The sequence below is a fragment of the Mucilaginibacter rubeus genome, assembly GCF_003286415.2.
Lineage (GTDB): Bacteria > Bacteroidota > Bacteroidia > Sphingobacteriales > Sphingobacteriaceae > Mucilaginibacter > Mucilaginibacter rubeus_A.
In genome coordinates, this window is sequence record NZ_CP043450.1 from 4263043 (window position 1) to 4283019 (window position 19977).

A 19977-nucleotide genomic window follows, 5' to 3' on the forward strand; every position below is an offset into this window, starting at 1 on the left:
AGTTCATAGATCATAGTCCATGAATCATCGAAATGTTAGATTATAGTTTGTAGTGATTTTTAACGTTCAGGCAATCGTTCATAGGTTTCTCTCTATGAACTATGATTCATGAACTAAAGCCGCTAAAATGCCTCGCCTAAATTAAGACTTATTGACGAGAAGTTTTTACTTACTCCGTAATCGAGACTAATATTGGTGCCTGCTTTTTTATTAAACTTGAAACGCAAGCCCGTGCCACCAGCAGGGTGCCAGTATACAAAAGCATGATTTTCTGGCTCAGTAACCGAGTTTACATTTGCGAATAACACAAAGCCAAGTAAGCCGTTTCGGGTAATGTCCCTCCTGTATTCAGTTTCAAAATAAACAAGCCTATCGCCACGGTAGCGACTTTGCGGAAATCCCCTACCCGACCGTTGATAAGGCTCCCAGCCAAGACTGGGCAGGTTGAGATATGGTGTTCGGGGAGTAAGTGTTGTCCAGAAAAAAGCCCAGAAAGCCAGTACATTTTTAGGGCCGGAGTTGGTTAATTGCACGTACTTACGTGTATCGATGTACAACGATCTCCAATCGGTATGGCTACCAAAAGCTTTGGCATTAACACGGTAAACTATATTGGCATAAGCTCCGGGTAATGGATTAATCGAATTTCTGCGGGAATCGTATAGTAAATTGAGCGTAATGCCCGATGAAAAAGCATCCTGATCGGCAGCGGTACCATATTTATAGCCGGTAAACTTTCGCAAATTCTGATCGCCGTTGCTTTCTATGTCCATGTAGTAGTCAAGATTGTAACCTAAACCGGCATAGAAATAAGGCTTGATTTGTTTTAACACACTCTGATAAAAGCGGAGGTAATTGTAATTCACCAAAAATTTGTCCTGTGGCCCCTGGTTACCTCCCAAGCCCCAGGTATACTGCGGATAAACCATCAGCCGGGTATCACCCTGGATATTCCATTCATTATTATTGAGCCAGATATTTGAGCGGATAGGTAAGCCGTATCTCCCTTTCAAATTAAAATAAGGGGTAAAAGTAAAGCTTGACAAGTTTGTGGTAGCCGCATCACCAAGGTAAAAGCCGGCAGTTGTTGAAGTGAACAGTGCCTTGCCACCGCTCCGGCCGTCAGTTGTTGAGGTGGGAAAAACAGAAAAGTAGATCTTTTTTCTTTCGGTGGTTTGCTGCCGGGGCTTAATTTTAAAAAACGAACGCACAATATCAATAACATCCCGCTGCGGTACTGTATCTTTTTTAGTACTAATAATGGTATCCGTAACTGGTTCCTGCGCCAGCAACATAGCCGGAATAAAGCATAAAACAATTACAAATAATCCTTTCCCCATCGTGTTACTAAGCCTTCTGTTTGATCGTTAATAATGTTAATAACGGATAAAACATCCCAATCGCTTCAATTTAGTTAAATTTTAATTTAAAATAAAAAGGCCTGTAACTATTATAAATTACAGGCCTTTTTTACAAGCAGTTAAATTAATGGTAAGTTGTAGTTTTAGTTACCGTTGTTTTTGTTGTGGTGTAGTGATGGTGAGGATGTGCCCTGCGCCATGCTATGCGGGCGGCGCGTTGCCTTTTTTCCTCGCGCCTGCGGGCTTCATTACCAATAATGTAACCACCACCGGCACCAAGCGCGCCACCAACCAAAGCGCCACCGGCACTATGTGTAATTAGTCCGCCGGCAATGGCACCACCGGCACCACCTATAATGGCACCCTTACCTTGTTTGCTGATCCCTTTTTTCTGAGTAGTTTGTGCATCGGCATTAATACTGATAGTTAGCATCAGGCCAATTAAAAAGCACATATATATCACTAACTTTTTCATTGTGGTATGTATTTAATAAGTGTTAACAAATACACTTATGCAAATAGCAGGCCGTTATTGAAAATAGCCGTTTAAAAATTAAACAAACTGATTGTTAGCTGACAATGGTTATTTCAGGAAATCCAGTACCGCTTTTGAGAATTCGGCAGTACGACTGGCGCTGTTATGATCGCCGGGAACGTGTACCAGTTTTGAGCCGGGGATAAGTTTATTAAGGGCAACTTCATCACCATTATCATGGTCTTCGGTTCCGTCAATCAGCAGCACCGGAATTTTCACTTTGGCCAATTCCTGTTTACTGGTAGATGGTTGCCATTTTTGTTGATAGGCCAACGCAAGCTCATCAAAAGGATTACTGCGGATGTATTTGATCATCCCGTCAACATCATGAAAACTGGTATCGCCCATTAAAGCCTTATACGCATGAATTCTTCTCGGCCATTCGGGATTGGTGTAAGCATCGCCCATACCGCCCATTACAGCTTTTTGAACGCGCTTATCCAGTACAAATACCCGCGAAGTAATGATAGATCCGCGTGAGTATCCAACTATATCATACTGTTTCAGCGCCAGGCTGGTGGCCAGGCCCATAATGTCCTTAGCTTCTGCATCATTGGCATAACCGGCATCGGTATGTGGCTTATCCGATCGTCCGTTACCTCGTTGATCTAATATGATCACTTTGTAGCCTGCTGTCAACAGATCATTATATAGCTGTCCTTTTTTCCAGCCTTCACCTGTCCCCGAAAAGCCATGCACCAATATTACCGGGAAGCCATCGCCCTTTACTTCGTAATAGATCTTAGCACCATCAAAAGAGTTGTAATAGTTGCCGGCTGCCGCAACCTGTTGCGCCCTAACACAATTGCCGATCATCAGCATAAAAACAAACAGGCATAAACTTGCCGATAGCTTTTTCATAACAGGTAGAGTTTTTATTTAACAAACAAGTTAATGATCATTACGCCTGCAAGCCCGATAACAGAAACAAGTGATTCCATTACCGACCAGGATTTGATAGTATCTTTAATACTCAAATTAAAATACTCTTTAAATAACCAGAACCCCGAATCATTTACATGCGAGAATGCCAGACTACCTGCACCAATAGATAACACCATTAAGTTGGGGTTAACATGGTTTTGTAAAACCAGCGGCGCTACAATGCCTGCAGCCGTTAAGCCTGCCACAGTAGCCGAGCCCAGACTAATACGGATAATAGCGGCTATCACCCACCCAAGCAGCAAAGGAGGTAAATTAAGCGCTTCCAATTGCGATGCTATCTGGCTGCTTACGCCGCTGGCTGTTAAAACTTCTTTAAACGCACCAGAACCGGCTATGATCAATAATATTAAAGCTACGTCTTTTACAGCGTCGGTAAAGCTGCCTGCAAGCTGCCCCATGCTTTTACCCTGTTTTACCCCTAAGGTATAAGTAGCCACTAAAAGGGCTATCAACATAACTATTGAAGGATCACCAAGGAAAGTAACCACTTTTGATATGCCCGGGTCTTTAATATTGAGGTATGGGAAAAACGCGGTAAGCATCAGAAGTAAAACCGGCAGCAGAGCGGTAAAAAAGCTGTTAAACGCGCCGGGAAGTTTTTCGGCAGGTAATTCCTCGGCCCTGAAGGTGGCCAGCGGCTCGGACGGGATCTTTTTAAGAAACTGGGCAAACACAGGACCGGCCAATAAAATGGCCGGAATTGCAATCGCGAGGCCGTAAATAAAGGTAGTTGCCATATTAGCATGGAACAACGCAACTAATGCCGATGGCGAAGGGTGCGGGGGCAAAAAACCATGAGTTACAGATAATGAGGCCAGCATAGGTAAGCCGATGTAAACCGCAGGCAGTTTGTATTTGTAAACTACCGAAAATATGAGCGGCACCATAAGCACAAAGCCAATGCCGTAAAATAGCGGGATACCTATAATGAACCCGGCAACAACCAGCGCCCATTGAATATATTTTTCGCCTACGGCATGAACAAGTACCCCGGCTATTTTTTGCGCAGCCCCACTTACTGCCACAAGTTTCCCAAGCATGGCGCCCAGGCAAATAATGATAAGCAACTGTCCCATAATATCGCCCATGCCCTTCTGTACAGAGGCGGTTACTTTATTAATAGGGATCCCCAGCAATAAACCTGCAATTATAGATACAATCAGGAACGCAATAAAAGGGTTTACCTTAATGAGGCTCACCAGCAAAACCAATAAGATGATACAAAAAAGGATAGTTAACAATACCATTAAATTATATATTAGGTTAGGGCTTTACACCACAACATGCTGTTCTGGTGCCAACTAAAGTAATAACAAATTTTGGGTTTAAGATTTTAAATGGTAAATGCTTTTAACTATAGCGATATTAGCTAAATTACTGGTGTTTTTTAATCATTATTCACCTAAACACAAGATAACATGATAATAACCACAACATGTTTTTATCGGCTTCATATAATTATATAAAAAATAGTTTTAATTTTGCATTAAAGTTTTATCCGATTAAGATTTAAGCCCAAACCATTATTTACAGAATTCTGTATTTTTTAACGAGCATACTTTAATACCTTTTCGGCATTTATTTCTTTAATTTTTATTATGGTAAAGCGTATTTTAGTATTGGATGACAACCAGGACATCCTTGATATTGTTCACGAAACCCTTACTTACGAGCAGTTTGAAGTTAAAAGTACATCTATAAGTACCGATGTACTTCCCTTGCTTGAAAGTTTTGAGCCTGATTTGGTTATTCTGGACTATCGGGTTGCCGGCACAAACGGCGGCGAAATTTGCCGTAACATTAAAGTTCATCCCCGGTTTGGCAATACTCCGGTAATTATCTTTTCGGCTTATGTTAGTAACGATAGCGAGTTAATTAGCTATGGTTGTGACGCCATAATCAATAAACCTTTTGACCTGGCCGAACTTGTCGAGAAAGTTAATAACCTGCTTTAATACCAGGGGCAATTTCTCAATTTTAGGCATCAGATCGATTTATTCTCTTCTTTGCGTTAATAATTTTTAACTTTTATTATCTGCCTTCTCAACCTGTTTCTCAGGTGTAATTATAAAAAAATTAAAAAAAAGAGAAAAAAGAACCTACGGTTGTAAATAAGACTCTATTTCCGACTATTATTTAAGCTTTTATCAATATTTCACCAAGCTGATTAAAATATTGACAATTATCTTAACTTTGATATATAAGTTAATATTAAACAATTAGTTAAATACAATAACCCCTGATTGTATTATGGTACTATCGATAAATGAACAAGAAAAAACGGAACTAAAAAAGGCTCCGGTATGCCCAAGATGTAAGTCAGAACTCGACAACCGGGTTCCGAGAGGATTTCTTGTTAAAAATCTGCTGTTTTTCCTTCCTTTAAAAAGATATATGTGCTACAGATGTCAGCGCAAACGGTATGTATTGAGATAGTTAGTTTAATAAATTTCAAAAAAAGAAACTTTTACCTACTTAAAAGTATTTTTCTATATTTTCCTATCCTCTAATAATACGGATATTGTATTTTGCATCCGTCTTATTAAAAATTTGTGGAAGAAAGCGAAGTTACCTCGAGAAAAAGATACTACTGTTCAAAGTGCGGACATCCTTACCATTTCCAGATGAAAAGGAGTTGGTTTTTGAAAAATGTGTTATTTTTTATACCAGTCAGGAAATATTTTTGTGCTAAATGCAAAAAGTCAGCACACATTTTCATAAACAAAAGCTAACCTATAAATTCCCCTTCATGCCTCCTCCGTCCCTATCTTTTAAGCAATAAAAGGCACTGCCTGTGCGTGACCAATTATTCTGCTTTTTTTGACACCGACCTTATTTGTGTACAATAAACTGTATAGTTGTTTTTACCGCTGAGAGGGCGCTATAGTTATAAAGCGTATAAATATCTGTAATAAAATTCAAGCAATTAATAAATAACGCTTGGTATAAAATTTGCTTGCAAATAATTGTTAGTTATTGAAAAGACGCAATATCTTACTGAAGATCAAACTTTTTTGCTGAATCATTTTATTTTTTACATATGCGACGGATATTAGCGGTGGACGACGATAAAGATATTTTAGAGATAATAAAATACATACTGGAAGATTCAGGCTATGAGGTAGAAACCTTAGCTGAAGGCAGAAGTCTATTCGACCGCATAAAACAACATGAACCAGATTTAATTTTGCTCGACATTATGTTGGGGAATTTAGATGGCCGCGAGCTTTGCAAAACCCTTAAAAATCAGCAGGAAACTAAAAATATACCCGTTATTTTAATCTCAGCCAGCCATAATCCCGGCATTCTTACCCAGACAGGATCACCTGATGACTTTATAGCCAAGCCCTTTGATATTGATGTGTTGCTAAGCGCAGTAAGCCGGCAATTAAAGAGCGCCGCCTGATATATTGTTAACAAAAAACGGAGCAGGCAAATACTCGCCCACCCCGTCAAATCAAAACAAAAAACTAAAAATTAAACATTTATATCAAATGCCTTTTCCCGTTTAGCGCGGTTACGCAGCTTAAAGAAAATGACAAGGTTTAGGAAATGCATACCACCCAATATTAAAATTATCCAGCCTACTTTATAGCTTAGTACTTCAACCACTACCTGCATACTACCAACAGCGCCATACTCCTTAAGCGCCAGGCTCATGTAGCCAATATTGATGAGGTAGAAGCCAACCACCAACAGTTTATTTACAGAATCGGCCAGTTCGTTGTTGCCGTGAAAAATATCCACCAAAAATATTCGACCATTTTTAAACAGTACCCGGGCAACCCATACTGTTAATGCAATACTTACCAACAGGTAAATCACGTAAGTTAAAATAAAGTAGTTCATGACGTTTTAGGATTTAGTTATTATTAATAATTTAGAATTTTCAGTAAAAACTGAAAATTATATTTAAAAAAATTTTATTTGAACACTTTCAATATCGAACCAAAAAACCAGTTCTCTTCGGCCTTAAGCATGGTATCCAATGTTTTATTCACGTTGTTTGCCAGCTTGTTGATATCAGTAACCGTTGTTTTAAATGTTTTATAGGCCGGATCTTTTGCATCACCTTCAACTGCCCCTAACTGATCAAGTATTTTAATAATAGGTGTAAGCTCACGTTTTTTACGCTCTTCTGCTACCCGACGGGCAATAGTCCACACATCTTTCTCGGCATAAAAAAACTCTTTACGTTCGCCTGTTTTGTGTTGTTTTTCAACAAGTCCCCAGTCAATCAAATCACGCAGGGTCATGTTGGCGTTTCCGCGTGAGATGCTTAGCTCGGCCATTACCTCTTCTGTAGTCAAAGCTTCCGGCGAAATCATTAGCAAGGCATGTACCTGGGCCATGGTGCGGTTAATCCCCCACTCCGATCCCAGCTTACCCCAGGCTTCAATAAACTTCAGCTTTGCCTCTGCCAATTCCATGCACAAATATAGATAAGTTTTTAAACTTTCAAAAAAAAATGAAAATAAAGGCTAAAGGCTAAAGGCTAAAGGCTAAAGGCTAAAGGCTAAAGGCTAAAGGCTAAAGGCTAAAGGCTAAAGGCTAAAGTTGAACGAACTAATACAATTCAGGTTTCAGAACATTATCAACAACGATCTACTCTTTCGTCTCATATCTCTAATCTCACATCTAAAATCTAATTCCTCAACCACCCATCTATCTTCCTGTTCCACTCCTGTTGATAATATTGGTTTGTGCCATGGGTAGTTTCTGCGTCATATTGATCCTGCAGTTGGTTCATCTCCCGGTACGAGTCGAGGTATTGTACGTTAATATAGCCATCATAATTACCAACCGGGAGTTTCATATCCATAAGTGCCTGTTTAAAATGCTGGGCAACCACTTTCACAATATCAAAATGACGCTGTTCGTGATTTAGCGCGTAACTTGTTCGGCCTTCTGGTTTCACCCAGGCGGCACTTTTAGGTAAAAACACACGCATACTTATCCGCACAACAACTATCGATTTTATTACTTCTACTTGCTCAGTGTAACCAAGACTGGGCAGCACTTCGGCAATATACTTTTCACTACGTGGCTTATCCTTAAAATCATCCCAGGTCAGCGGCCGCTTTGCCGAGTAATAGATGGTATCGCCTTCGGACTGTTCCGAGTAGTCACTGAAGATCAGCTTCACTCCTTTAGCAAGCTTAATATTAGTATCCGCTTCGCGATTTATCCATTTATTAAAAAACTCAAGGCCAGCTTCAAGCGAGCGGCTTATCAGTTGACCGGTATCGTACTGTTGCGCTGCATTACGATAATAAGTTGTGGCGGCGGGATAATCAATCAAATGCACATTTCCCTCATCCTTTTTCAATTCAAACCATAACTGTATTTCCAGCCGCCCTTCTACACGGCCATCTGCCATAGCCGTTTCATTAAGCCTCAATTTTTTAACGCGGATAACAACCGGGCGTAAAGTTTTATTAGCGGGAATGGCATAATCGGCAAATTGCTTAATAACGGCAGCGGCCCCATCCCGAAAATCAGCTTTATATTTCTGAGTCAATGAATTACCAGGAGTGGGCAATAGCCAGGCAACAGCAATTCGGTCGGGCCTGTCATCAATAACATTGGCTACATAAAACTCGGTTGCTTTTTCATTTAAAGCCCTGTTTGTTAAAACAATTTCGGCGTTTGTTTTTTGTGCATTTGAATTTAACGGATAAAATACAAGCATGCACAAAATCACCGGCAACCACAGTCCCACCCTGTTAAAAACACCATTCATAACTTATAAAAATAAAAGATGGAGAACATTACTCCTAAGTTGCTATAATGCTCAAAATACAAATAAATTGCACCGTTTAACGCTTAATCATTACCTTTGATTATCCGCTGCCGGTGCCACGGCAATACTCAACAATTTTAAAGTTTTCCACACGGATATTATCTTTAGTATTACCTTCGTTAAAAGAAGTGTTATCCACAATTGTTAATTTCTAATGTGAAAAGCCTCTTTTTGCTTTAGCTATTTTCGCACTATCGTTAGTACGCGCTTTATGATCAAAACAAGATACATCACCCTGCTCATTCCCGTATTTTTAGTTTCAACAGCACGAGCCCAGCAAAACCCTTCCACTCAAATCTACCGCACCTATCATGCGGCTTTGGATCTGATGGACAAAGGAAAATTTTCGTCGGCTGCCGAACAATTCCGCCTGGTTGAAGCTTACAAAATTAAAACAAGTACCCAACCTCAGTTTGAAACCGAGCTATCGCTCACCAAAGAAAACTGCCAGTATTACGAAGCCTATTGTGCCCTTAATCTGGGTAATGATGATGCCGAAAGCATGTTCCTTCGGTTTATAAAAGAACATCCCGAAAACCCGCTTACTAAACAAGCTTTCTTCCAGATAGGTAAATCATATTTTAAACAAGGTAAATATGAAGATGCCATCCGCTGGTTTAATAAGGTTGAAGCAGGTGAGCTTAACGGGCACGACAATACCGAGTATAAATTCCGTAAAGGCTACGCTTACTTTGAGTTAAAAGATTACAAAAATGCCCAGTTACTTTTTGGCGAGGTTAAAAATAAGCGCACCGAGTTTACCGAAGACGCTACTTACTACTTTGCCTATATCGCTTACCTAAATAAGGATTATCACCTTGCTCTGGTAAACTTTGAAAAGCTTAAAAACTCTAAAAAATACGAAAACAGCTATCCTTACTATATTTCGGCTGTTTACTTTTTAGATAAACGTTATGATGATGTGATCAACTACGCGGTACCTATCGTGAACAGCACACATCAGCAAAACGAAACTGAAATGCTGCGCATCATAGCTGCATCATACTTTGCCAAGGCCGATTATGATAACGCGGTTAAATACTATGGCCGCTTTGAAGACCGCGATCAGGGCCGTACCCAAAACACGCAGGACAGCTACCAGATGGGTTACACCTATTTTAAGGTAGGTAACTATGCCAAGGCAGCCAGCGAGTTGGAAAAACTGGTTGAGCAGCATGACGTTTACAGCCAAAGCGGTAACTATACACTGGGCGATGTGTTCCTGAAAATGAACAATAAACAAAGTGCCCGTAACGCTTTCCTTAATGCATCAAAATTGGATTACGACAAGCAATTACAGGAAGACGCGCTTTATGAGTACGCTAAACTATCATACGAGCTTGACTTTAACCTGCAGGCCTTAGGTGCTACAAGGTTATACCTGGCTACTTATCCACGTTCAAAACGTATTGACGAGGTTAAGGTATTATTAGGCGAAGAGTTGTTGAACTCGCGCAGCTACAAAGAAGCTGTTGAGATCCTGGAGCCTATCCCTAACAAAAACCAGAGCGCCCGTTTAGCGTATCAGAAAGTTACCTATTACCGCGGTCTGGAATTTTATAATGAGCGCGCTTTTGAAAACGCGATAGGTATTTTCTTGCGTTCGTTAAAAGATCCGGTTGATAGCAAAACCGAAGCGTTAACTAATTACTGGATGGCGGAGGCTATGTTTGAGGTTCGTAAATACGGTGAATCTGTTGAAACCTTTGAGAAGTTCCTGAGCATGCCTGAGGCTAAAGAAACCGATGTATCTAATTATGCCAACTACGCTTTAGCTTACGCTGCCTTTGGCGACGAGCAATACAAAAAAGCGGCTACCTATTTCGAAAAGTTTTTACAGGGTGATGTAAAAGACGCGAACACCCAAAACGACGCCATCACCCGCCTGGCCGATAGCTACTTTGTAATGAAGAGCTACGGTAATGCCATGACCTATTATAACCGTATTATAGCCATGCACAACCAGGGCGAAGATTACGCGTTGTTTCAGCGTGGTATGATCCAGGGCTTACAGGGTTCGTTAGATACCAAGATCAGTACTTTGAATGATGTACTGAATAAATTCCCTAACTCTGATTACGCCGATGACGCGTCGTTCGAGATTGCTTACACTTACTTCCTGAAAACCGACGGAGAGAAAGCAAAGACCGACCTACAGGCTATGATCCAGAAATATCCGAACAGTAGCTACGTACCACGTGCATTGGTTACTATTGGTTTGATTGATTACAATGCCGGCAATGATGACCTGGCAGTTGAATCATTTAAAAAAGTAGTTCAGGATTATTCATCAACCGATGAGGCTAAACAATCTTTAAAACAGATTGAAAAGATCTATACCGATAAAGGCGATGCCCAAACATTTATTAACTATGCAGGCACTACTCCTATCGGTAACTATACTACATCTGATCAGGAAAGCATCATGATCACTGCAGCCAATAACCTTTACCTTAAAGGCGACTGGCAAGGTACTGTAAGCGCTGTGAACGCTTACTTTGATAAGTTCCCGGGCAAACAGATCTACGAAAAACAAGCACGCTTTATCCGCGCGCAAGGTTTAGCAGCTTTAGGTCGTACAGACGAGGCTGTTGTTGATTACAACGTGATCCTGAACGACTGGACAAGCGCTTACAGCGAAAAAGCGTTGATCAGCATGGCTAAACTATACATGCAGCAAAAGAAATACAATGAAGCCGTTGTGTTCCTGAAACGTTTGGAAACCAATGCCGAATACAAGGCCGATTATACGTTCGCCATCACCAACCTGATGTATTGCTACTCGGAAATGTTGATGACCGACGATGCCATCAAGTACGCCGAATTGGTGAAAACTAACGATAAAACATCGCAGGAAGATAAATTTAAAACCGGTTTGTATGAAGGTAAAGCCTATCTGGCAACCGGTGATACCGCTATTGCTGTTAAGCAATTTACTTATACCGCTACAAACACTAAAACTGTTGCCGCTGCCGAAGCCCGTTATAACCTTGCCCTTATTGAGTATGAAAAAGGCCGTTATAAAACAGCGCAAAAAATGTGTTTTGACCTGGCCAAGGAAATGCCTAACTACGATTACTGGGTTGCAAAAACATACATTTTGTTATCAGACACCTATGTGGGCTTAAAAGATAGCTTCCAGGCAAAAGCAACCCTGCAAAGTATCATTGATAACTATAAAGCCGATGACGACATATTACCTACTGCTAAAGAAAAGCTGGATAAACTGAGTGGCCGCAAAACCAAGGCACCTGCTGCAAGTACCAAAGAAACTACCCAGCCAGATACAACTAACAAACAGTAACAAAGAGTAATATAAAAAAAGACAAGCAATGAACTCAAGATACACATATACGCTGCTTACCTTAATAATAGCATTATACTTTGTTCCTGCGCAGGCACAAACAAAGAAACCCGCGAAGAAAGCAACTGTAAAAACCGCTACTAAGAAACCGGCTGCCAAACCAGCGCCTAAAAAGGCAGCTCCCAAACCGGTAACTAAAAAAGCTACAGATAGCAAAGGCTTAGGTGATGCCGCTGCAAAAGCTGCGGCTGATACAACTAAAAAAGGCGGTGGCAACAACGCTAATAGCGCTGCCAACGGCGGCAGCTTATCAGAAGAGATTGTAGTGACCACAGCATATAAACCGGTACTGGCCGATGCGGTAAAAATCCGCCGTAACCCGGACCTGGAGGATAAAGTGCCGTTTAAAGCGCCATTAACCTATGCTCCTTTGGATAAACGCCAGGAGCAAAACTCCGAAATCAGGCAGCTGGATCCAATGAAAAGACCGGCTGAGCAGGATTCGATCTTAACCAACAACTATGCTAAAGTTGGTTTCGGAAACCTGAAGAGCATTTATGGCGAAGGTTACTTTGCAAATGGTCGTGACGAGGCTTTACAATTTGGCGGTTTTATCAAGCACCTATCGCAGTCAGGTTCGTTGCAAAAACAAACCCAGAGCCGCGATGACATTGGTGTATTTGGTAAAAGCATTATTGGCGATAACAACATTTCAGGTCGTATCAACTACAACCGTTTAGGTACCTATTTTTACGGTTACAACCAGGATGCCCCTGACAATAATTTTGTGCCAACCAAACAGCACTTCAACACCATTAGTGGTGAGGTTGAACTGGCAAAAAACTATAAAGATGTTGAAAATGATTTCACCTATGCCGTAAAACTAAAAGGCTATGCTTTCAGCAATGCTTACAAAGCACGTGAAAACAACATCGTAATTTCCGGTTTCCTGAACCAAACTGTTAAACAGTTTTACGCCGGCTTAAGCGGATCATTAGATCTTGCTACTCAGAAAGACAGTCTGTACAACCTTGGTAATAATATAGCAAGGATTAACCCTTACATCAAATTTCAGGGCGATAACTATAAGATTGATGCAGGTGTTAACATTGTTAAAGAATTTGGCGATTTTGGCAAATTTTACATTTTCCCGGCAGCTAAATTAGAGGTTCAGGTAATTCCTAAATATGTGCGCCTGTTTGTTGAAGCTAAAGGTGATGTAAACCGTTCTTCATTGCATGATTTTGCCATGATCAACCCATTCCTTGGCCAAAATATCAACATCAAAAACTCGGTTGATCAGCTGGATATTAGCGCTGGTTTAAAAGGCACCCTTGCTCCTGGCTTAAGCTTTAAAGCTGCCGTATACCGTAACAGCATTAAAAACATGCCTTTAATGGTGAGTAATTTCTTAGCCGAAGGCAATAAGTTCACTGTTATTTATGACGATGGCAAAGCCCGCGTAAATGGCTTTAACGGCGAGTTGGACTTTAAAGCGACCGACGACTTTAACATTTTCGGCCGTGTTGAAATCAAAGATTACCAATTGGCATCAGAAAAGGAACCATGGAACCTGCCTAAATTTTTATTAACTGCAGGTACTTCAATACACATTGATAGCAAACTGACTGTTAGCGGTTCATTGCTTATCCGCGGATCAACTACCGATAGATTATTGGTATTAGATCCTACAAGCATTTCAAGTGGTTCGCCGGTTTACAACCAGGTTAAACAACCAATTAAAGGCTTTGGTGATTTAAGCGGCAGCGTTGAATACAGGATCAACAGCAGGTTTTCGGTATTTGCACAGGCTAATAATATTCTTAGCAGCTCATACCAAAATTGGTTGTACTACCCTAACTACGGATTTAATATATTTGGCGGTGTAGGCTATGCGTTTTAAGCCCTGTTTGATGTTTTAAAATTAACTGTATTTTTACCGGATGGATATAGCCAATTATTTAAGCGAACTACTTGGCCGGTACACTGAAGTAAGTGTACCCGGCCTGGGCTGCTTTTCGCGCCTCCGTGTAAATGGCTATTATGATGATGCCCAGGCAACATTGCACCCTCCCGGTCATAAACTGCATTTTGATCAGCAGCTAAAAGACGATGAGATACTGACGCGTTACATTGCCGAAAAAAAGAAGATCTCACTGGCATCATCCAAATATTTCACCGAAAAATATATCAACAGCCTTAAACAGGAGCTTGCCCTACGCGAAGTTCCTTTTGCCGAACTGGGTTGGTTTTATTTACAGGATGGAAAAGTAGCGTTCAGGGCGCAGGAACAGGGTATAGATCCTTTATTTTTTGGTTTGCCTGCAATTAAAATCAACAAGGTAAACTATATACCGCCACCTCCTCCGCCGCCGCCTTTACCAAGTGCAATACCGTTACAGCAAACTTTTACACCGCCACCGGTAGCTACAGTTCCGCTTAATAATGAGCCGGAGTATATTGCCGATGAGCCGGAAGTTGAACGCAGCTCAAACATCTGGATTATTATCGCGCTGGTAATAGTCGCCCTTGCCGCCGCGTTATTTGGCGTTTATAAATATAACCCGGCATTGTTACATCTTAATGACCGGGACACAACAGAACAACCAAAGGTTGAAACTCCGAAAGCAACTCCTGTAGTTAAACAGGATAGTACCAAAAAGGACTCAGCTCCGGCAAGCGTAGATACGACCAAGGCAATTTCCAAACCTGTTGAAGCGTTAAATAAGCCAACCGCCAATGCTGATACGGTTGCAAAAACTGAATACGCTATTTTCTTAGGATCATTTAAAACGGAAACTAAAAGCGAAGAGGCTGTTAAAGACTATAAGAGAAAAGGCATTGATGCCCGCATACTGAAAGGTCCAGGCACCGGTCCGCGTATTAAAATAATCATCGGAGGATTTGCATCATCTGATGAAGCTGAAACCGCGAGAAAAAAACTCGTATCACAAGGAAAAATAACTAAAGACACATACTCAAAACAAATTACTGATTCTACGAAATGACTTTATTATTAATACAGCAACTTACAGATACCGCCAAACATCTGGCAGACACCGCAAATCACGCCGTAACAACTGCAGCCGCACCTGTCGAAGAACTTCGTTTTGGCGACCTGCTGATCAAAGGTGGCTGGGTAATGATCCCGATAGGTATTTTGGCTGTATTGGGGCTGGTTATATTTTTTGAGCGTTACTTTACCATCCGTAAAGCATCACGCGACGAATCAAACCTGATGGTACAAGTCCGTTCAAGTATTCACTCGGGTAACCTTGAATCGGCTATAGCTATTTGCCGTAACAACAACACCCCACTTGGCCGCATGTTACAGAAAGGGTTGTTGCGCATTGGTCGCCCAATAAAAGATATTGAAGGAGCAATCGAAAACGTTGGTAAGCTGGAAGTATCCAAACTGGAAAAAAACATTGGTATTTTAGGTATCGTAGCCGGTATCGCGCCTATGTTCGGGTTCCTGGGTACTATTGCCGGGGTAATCAAGATCTTTTATGATATCTCAAAAACCGATAACATCAGCATGGGTGTAATTTCGGGCGGTTTATACGTAAAAATGGTGACATCTGCGGCAGGTTTGTTTGTAGGTATTGTTGCTTACGTATGCTACCATGTTTTAAATATGATGGTTGATAAAGTGATCCTGAAACTGGAAACCGATGCCATTGAATTTATTGACTTGTTAGAGGAGCCGAGCAAATGAATTTAAGGAAACGACACAGGGGCGCATCGGCAGAGGTACATACATCGGCAATGAACGATATTATGTTCTTCCTGCTGCTGTTTTTCCTCATAGCATCAACAGTTACCAACCCTAACGTTATTAAGCTGGTATTGCCTAAATCGTCAACCGGGCAATCGGTATCTAAAAAAACGATAACGGTATCGGTAACCAAGGACCTGAAATACTACGTAGATAAAAAAGAGATCCCGGTAGATGCCCTGCAAACCACACTGGCAGGCTATAAAAACCTGGCCACCGAACTTACCATAGTTTTATATGTTGATAAAACTGTAGCCATACAGGATGTGGTACAGGTAATGGACGTAGCACAAAAATTGAATATTAAACTGGTTTTGGCAACAGAACCTAAGGGATAACAGTGGCAGTTTCGGTTTAAGATTTGCAGTAGCTTATTGCAGTAAGTTACTGTAAATTGTTTAAGCAAACTGCCACTTTGTAAAAGTAGCAGTTGCAGTTTGCAGTAGCAGTTACATTTTATGGCTTTGTAACCTTTTCAACTGCCGCTGTAAACTGCCACTGCTACTAAAAAAAACTGCTAATTAAAAATTGCACTAATTTAAAAATGGAGTACAGGGAAGAAAATAACTATCCGAAAGCATTTATAGCAACAGGCATTATCATGGCTGTGCTGATAGCGGCATGTTATTTTATTGTGTTTAAAAATCCACCGGTTGAAGAGAATGGTACCGGTGGTATTCTTGTAAACTATGGTACGGTTGATGAAGGTATGGGCGATGATTATATGAGCACAGAAGAACCTTCTGTAGCCGAAAAAGCTAATCACACCAAACCCGATAAGGTTACCGAATCAAAACCTACCGAAGAAAAACCGACTCCCGAAAGCAGCGAAAAAACTGTAGTTACTCAAAATAATGAAGACGCGCCGGAAGTAGCTGCACCTACAAAAAAACCAAGCCAGAATGTAGCTCCTACTCCTCCGGTAAAAACACCGCCGGCTAAACCTACGGTTAATCAAAACGCCCTGTACAAAGGCAAGGCCTCAACCGGTACTGGCGAAGGTGACGGTACTGGCAAAACTCCGGGTAACCAGGGTAAAACTACGGGTACTACGCTTACCAATAACTATAATGGCACAGGCTCGGGTAATGGTGGTAGCCTAAACATGGCGCAACGTAACTTTGTGAGCCGTCCTTCTGTGAGTGATGCCAATCGTCAAAGCGGGAAAATCGTTGTTGATATTAGGGTTGATAAAGATGGGAATGTTACTTATGCCCGTGCAGGTGCCCGCGGAACTACGATATCAGACGATGCATTACTTCAAAAATGCGAAGATGCTGTACGCAACTCGAAGCTAAATCCGCTTGATAACGCCCCTGACCAACAACAGGGTACCGTTGTTTTTGTATTTAAGGTAAATTAATTCGGTATTAGCAAATGGATCATAGTTCATGGTTCATAGCGATGTCGAAATAATATTACAATTACCCGTTGTCATTTACTAAGCTTCAGTACTATTTTTGCCTGGTCAAGTAGTAGTTCAAACTATGAACTATGAACCATCAACCATGAACTACGTACAAACCATCCAATACCTCTACACTCAGCTCCCCATGTTTACGCGTGACGGAGCTTCGGCATTTAAAAAAGACCTTACCAATACGCTTGAACTTTGCAGGCGGCTGGATAATCCCCAGCATAAATTTAAAAGCGTACACGTAGGCGGCACCAATGGCAAAGGTTCAACATCGCACATGCTGGCTGCCATTTTGCAAACAGCCGGCTATAAAACCGGACTTTATACTTCTCCGCATCTTAAAGATTTTCGTGAGCGTATCCGTGTTAACGGGCAAATGATCAGCGAGCAAACGGTTATTGACTTTGTTGAAGATCATAAGGCCGATTTTGAAGAAATAGCTCCATCCTTTTTTGAAATGACCGTAGCGCTTGCCTTTGACGTTTTTGCAAAGGAAAAAGTAGATATCGCCATCATTGAAGTAGGTTTGGGCGGCAGGTTGGATTCAACCAATGTGATCAGCCCGCTCCTGTCGGTAATTACCAATATTGGATGGGACCACATGAATATGCTGGGTAACACCCTCCCGCTTATAGCAGGCGAAAAAGCGGGCATAATTAAACCGGGCATTCCGATTGTTATAGGCGAGAAACAAGAAGAAGTAGCCAAGATTTTCACTGATAAAGCGGGCGAAACTAATAGCAAAATCCGGTTTGCATCAGAACAATGGATCACAGAAAAGGTGAAAGGTGAAAAGCAAAAGGAGAAAGGTAACGCCGAATTATTGGAGCTCCACATCCAAAGTAAAAACTCCGAACTCAAGACTTACGACTTAGCACTTGACCTCCCCGGCACCTATCAGCTTAAAAATATAAAAACGGTTTTATCTGCAATTGATGAGCTACGTGAGCAAGGTTTCACTATTGCCGACGATGATATCCAAACAGCATTAAAGCAGGTTAAAACCCTTACCGGCTTGCATGGCCGCTGGGAAACCTTAAGTCATGATCCACTCACCATTTGCGACACGGGGCATAACCCGGATGGTATTGAGGAAGTAATGAAAAATATCGCGTCTGTTAATTACAATCGCCTGCATATGGTTATCGGAATGGTGAACGATAAAGATACAGGTAAAGTATTGCCGATGTTTCCTAAAGACGCAACCTACTACTTCTGCAAACCGGACATCCCCCGCGGACTGGATGCTGAAACCATGAAAATTCAGGCACTGGCTCATGGTTTAACTGGCGAAGCCTACCCTTCTGTAAAAGAGGCACTACTATCGGCACAAAAAAATGCCGGTAGTGATGATCTGGTGTTTGTTGGGGGAAGCACTTTTGTGGTGGCGGAGGTGGTATAGTCTGAACTCGAATTCATCGAATTAAAGAATTTATTGAATTTCGATAGAAAACATTATTATTCTGTCTATTCAATAAATTCTTTAAAATTCCGGCACTGATAAAAACTGTCAAAAATACCTTTATTAATTACTTAAAGTCCTATTTTTACTCGTCCAATCCTTACCTTAAAATATGACATATATCGCATCTGCCAATAGGTATCAAACCATGCAGTACCGTCGCTGTGGTAACAGTGGCATCAAACTACCGGCTATTTCATTAGGCCTTTGGCACAATTTCGGTCACGTTGATGTTGCCGATAACTACCGTAAAATACTACACCTCGCTTTCGATAGCGGCATCACCCATTTTGATCTAGCCAACAATTACGGTCCGCCTCCGGGCTCGGCCGAAGAAAACTTTGGCAAGATCCTGAAAGAAGATTTCCGTGATTACCGCGACGAGCTCATCATATCAAGCAAAGCCGGTTATACCATGTGGCCTGGCCCTTATGGCGACTGGGGTTCAAAGAAATATCTTGTGGCCAGTCTTGATCAAAGTCTTAAACGTATGGGGCTTGATTATGTAGATATTTTTTATCACCATCGTCCCGATCCAAACACACCGCTTGAAGAGACCATGGCTGCGTTGGACCTGATCGTTCGCCAGGGGAAAGCTTTGTATGTTGGTATTTCCAATTACCCTGCCGAACTGGCTTCTAAAGCTATTAAAATACTTAAAGAACTGGGCACGCCATGTCTTATTCATCAACCCAAATATTCCATGTTTGAGCGCTGGGTTGAAGGTGGCTTGCTTAATGTTTTAGGTAATGAAGGTGTTGGCTGTATCCCTTTTTCGCCGTTAGCACAAGGATTGTTAACCGATAAATACCTGCACGGCATCCCTGAAGATTCGAGAGCGGCACGGCCAACAGGTTTCCTTCAAAAAAGCCACATCACCGACGAACGCCTGAGCCAGATCCGGGACCTGAACAACCTGGCAGTGCAGCGCGGGCAATCACTGGCCCAAATGGCACTGGCCTGGATCCTGAAAGACGAGCGCGTAACATCGGTATTGATTGGCGCAAGCAGACCGGAACAACTATCTGATTCCTTGAAAGCCCTGGATAATATCCAGTTTTCGGCCGAAGAATTGACGAGGATAGAAGAAATTTTGGCCCCCTAACACCCTAAAAGGGGAATAATTGCGGATGACTGCTTTCGCTTTTTGAAAAGCTTCTCATCAGGGTTTCTCCTAAAGTACCCCTGATGAGGAGCTCTTCCGTCTGTTTCTACAATTGGAATTCCTTATTGGGGGAACATGTTTGTGGCAAAATAAGCAAACAATTTTTTTGCCTCTATAAGCTATCTTTCACAATTTGATATGCATCAGCCACAGGGTAGCACCTAACGGTGCATCTCAATTATTTTAACTTCATTCTACAAATAGGTA

At 41.5% G+C, this 19977-nt stretch carries 17 protein-coding genes; 10 read left to right on the top strand and 7 right to left on the bottom strand.

Features of this window, described 5'->3' with window-relative positions; genetic code table 11:
• Window positions 1–122: 122 nt before the first annotated feature.
• From DEO27_RS16680 to DEO27_RS16695, 4 genes are all read right to left on the bottom strand, one after another.
• Complete coding sequence (locus tag DEO27_RS16680; RefSeq protein ID WP_112567860.1) at window positions 123–1340, bottom strand: hypothetical protein; 1218 nt, start codon at window positions 1338–1340, stop codon at window positions 123–125.
• A 145-nt stretch (window positions 1341–1485) separates the two neighbouring features.
• Window positions 1486–1836: a glycine zipper domain-containing protein gene (locus tag DEO27_RS16685; protein WP_112567858.1), complete on the bottom strand. Its 351-nt coding sequence runs from the start codon at window positions 1834–1836 to the stop codon at window positions 1486–1488.
• Between the two features lie 108 nt (window positions 1837–1944).
• Window positions 1945–2757 (bottom strand): alpha/beta fold hydrolase, encoded by an 813-nt coding sequence (locus tag DEO27_RS16690; protein ID WP_112567856.1) that lies wholly within the window; start codon window positions 2755–2757, stop codon window positions 1945–1947.
• A 14-nt stretch (window positions 2758–2771) separates the two neighbouring features.
• A complete protein-coding gene (locus DEO27_RS16695; protein ID WP_112567854.1) occupies window positions 2772–4088 on the bottom strand; it encodes a gluconate:H+ symporter in 1317 nt (438 codons plus the stop codon).
• Between the two features lie 351 nt (window positions 4089–4439).
• Between DEO27_RS16695 and DEO27_RS16700 the strand changes: the two genes are divergently transcribed.
• Both DEO27_RS16700 and DEO27_RS16705 read left to right on the top strand, forming a co-directional pair.
• Complete coding sequence (locus DEO27_RS16700; RefSeq protein ID WP_112567852.1) at window positions 4440–4796, top strand: response regulator; 357 nt, start codon at window positions 4440–4442, stop codon at window positions 4794–4796.
• Window positions 4797–5899: 1103 nt separating this feature from the next.
• Window positions 5900–6247 (top strand): PleD family two-component system response regulator, encoded by a 348-nt coding sequence (locus DEO27_RS16705; protein WP_262714145.1) that lies wholly within the window; start codon window positions 5900–5902, stop codon window positions 6245–6247.
• Window positions 6248–6318: 71 nt separating this feature from the next.
• Here the strand turns inward: DEO27_RS16705 and DEO27_RS16710 are convergent, their stop codons facing one another.
• From DEO27_RS16710 to DEO27_RS16720, 3 genes are all read right to left on the bottom strand, one after another.
• Window positions 6319–6690: a hypothetical protein gene (locus DEO27_RS16710; protein WP_112567848.1), complete on the bottom strand. Its 372-nt coding sequence runs from the start codon at window positions 6688–6690 to the stop codon at window positions 6319–6321.
• A 74-nt stretch (window positions 6691–6764) separates the two neighbouring features.
• On the bottom strand, window positions 6765–7271 hold the full coding sequence (locus DEO27_RS16715; protein ID WP_112567846.1) for a GbsR/MarR family transcriptional regulator: 507 nt from the start codon (window positions 7269–7271) through the stop codon (window positions 6765–6767).
• 215 nt (window positions 7272–7486) lie between these two features.
• Window positions 7487–8533, bottom strand: coding sequence for a hypothetical protein (locus DEO27_RS16720; RefSeq protein WP_112567844.1), 1047 nt, complete (start codon window positions 8531–8533; stop codon window positions 7487–7489).
• A 322-nt stretch (window positions 8534–8855) separates the two neighbouring features.
• Between DEO27_RS16720 and DEO27_RS16725 the strand changes: the two genes are divergently transcribed.
• From DEO27_RS16725 to mgrA, 8 genes are all read left to right on the top strand, one after another.
• Complete coding sequence (locus tag DEO27_RS16725; protein WP_112567842.1) at window positions 8856–11948, top strand: tetratricopeptide repeat protein; 3093 nt, start codon at window positions 8856–8858, stop codon at window positions 11946–11948.
• A 28-nt stretch (window positions 11949–11976) separates the two neighbouring features.
• On the top strand, window positions 11977–13851 hold the full coding sequence (locus DEO27_RS16730; protein ID WP_112567840.1) for a hypothetical protein: 1875 nt from the start codon (window positions 11977–11979) through the stop codon (window positions 13849–13851).
• Between the two features lie 40 nt (window positions 13852–13891).
• Window positions 13892–14956 carry an SPOR domain-containing protein gene (locus DEO27_RS16735; protein WP_112567838.1) on the top strand — a complete coding sequence of 355 codons (1065 nt, stop codon included), beginning with the start codon at window positions 13892–13894 and terminating at the stop codon, window positions 14954–14956.
• Window positions 14953–15666: a MotA/TolQ/ExbB proton channel family protein gene (locus DEO27_RS16740; RefSeq protein WP_112567836.1), complete on the top strand. Its 714-nt coding sequence runs from the start codon at window positions 14953–14955 to the stop codon at window positions 15664–15666. The genes DEO27_RS16735 and DEO27_RS16740 overlap by 4 nt, the downstream gene beginning before the upstream one ends.
• Complete coding sequence (locus DEO27_RS16745) at window positions 15663–16064, top strand: ExbD/TolR family protein (protein WP_091219820.1); 402 nt, start codon at window positions 15663–15665, stop codon at window positions 16062–16064. Before DEO27_RS16740 ends, DEO27_RS16745 begins: the two co-directional genes overlap by 4 nt.
• A 206-nt stretch (window positions 16065–16270) precedes the next feature.
• The gene (locus DEO27_RS16750; protein WP_112567834.1) at window positions 16271–17089 is read left to right on the top strand and encodes an energy transducer TonB; all 819 of its coding nucleotides are present in this window, start codon (window positions 16271–16273) and stop codon (window positions 17087–17089) included.
• Window positions 17090–17213: 124 nt separating this feature from the next.
• Window positions 17214–18545 carry a bifunctional folylpolyglutamate synthase/dihydrofolate synthase gene (locus tag DEO27_RS16755; protein WP_223817973.1) on the top strand — a complete coding sequence of 444 codons (1332 nt, stop codon included), beginning with the start codon at window positions 17214–17216 and terminating at the stop codon, window positions 18543–18545.
• A gap of 172 nt (window positions 18546–18717) precedes the next feature.
• A complete protein-coding gene (mgrA, locus tag DEO27_RS16760; RefSeq protein ID WP_112567832.1) occupies window positions 18718–19710 on the top strand; it encodes an L-glyceraldehyde 3-phosphate reductase in 993 nt (330 codons plus the stop codon).
• The last annotated feature ends 267 nt before the right edge of the window (window positions 19711–19977 follow it).

Excerpts from the sequence above, each read along its gene's own strand:
- DEO27_RS16680 (WP_112567860.1), bottom strand. The coding sequence starts at position 1,340 with ATGGGGAAAGGATTATTTGTAATTGTTTTATGCTTTATTCCGGCTATG.
- DEO27_RS16685 (WP_112567858.1), bottom strand. The coding sequence starts at position 1,836 with ATGAAAAAGTTAGTGATATATATGTGCTTTTTAATTGGCCTGATGCTA.
- DEO27_RS16690 (WP_112567856.1), bottom strand. The coding sequence starts at position 2,757 with ATGAAAAAGCTATCGGCAAGTTTATGCCTGTTTGTTTTTATGCTGATG.
- DEO27_RS16695 (WP_112567854.1), bottom strand. The coding sequence starts at position 4,088 with ATGGTATTGTTAACTATCCTTTTTTGTATCATCTTATTGGTTTTGCTG.
- DEO27_RS16700 (WP_112567852.1), top strand. The coding sequence starts at position 4,440 with ATGGTAAAGCGTATTTTAGTATTGGATGACAACCAGGACATCCTTGAT.
- DEO27_RS16710 (WP_112567848.1), bottom strand. The coding sequence starts at position 6,690 with ATGAACTACTTTATTTTAACTTACGTGATTTACCTGTTGGTAAGTATT.
- DEO27_RS16715 (WP_112567846.1), bottom strand. The coding sequence starts at position 7,271 with ATGGAATTGGCAGAGGCAAAGCTGAAGTTTATTGAAGCCTGGGGTAAG.
- DEO27_RS16720 (WP_112567844.1), bottom strand. The coding sequence starts at position 8,533 with ATGCTTGTATTTTATCCGTTAAATTCAAATGCACAAAAAACAAACGCC.
- DEO27_RS16725 (WP_112567842.1), top strand. The coding sequence starts at position 8,856 with ATGATCAAAACAAGATACATCACCCTGCTCATTCCCGTATTTTTAGTT.
- DEO27_RS16730 (WP_112567840.1), top strand. The coding sequence starts at position 11,977 with ATGAACTCAAGATACACATATACGCTGCTTACCTTAATAATAGCATTA.
- DEO27_RS16735 (WP_112567838.1), top strand. The coding sequence starts at position 13,892 with ATGGATATAGCCAATTATTTAAGCGAACTACTTGGCCGGTACACTGAA.
- DEO27_RS16740 (WP_112567836.1), top strand. The coding sequence starts at position 14,953 with ATGACTTTATTATTAATACAGCAACTTACAGATACCGCCAAACATCTG.
- DEO27_RS16745 (WP_091219820.1), top strand. The coding sequence starts at position 15,663 with ATGAATTTAAGGAAACGACACAGGGGCGCATCGGCAGAGGTACATACA.
- DEO27_RS16750 (WP_112567834.1), top strand. The coding sequence starts at position 16,271 with ATGGAGTACAGGGAAGAAAATAACTATCCGAAAGCATTTATAGCAACA.
- DEO27_RS16755 (WP_223817973.1), top strand. The coding sequence starts at position 17,214 with ATGAACTATGAACCATCAACCATGAACTACGTACAAACCATCCAATAC.
- mgrA (WP_112567832.1), top strand. The coding sequence starts at position 18,718 with ATGACATATATCGCATCTGCCAATAGGTATCAAACCATGCAGTACCGT.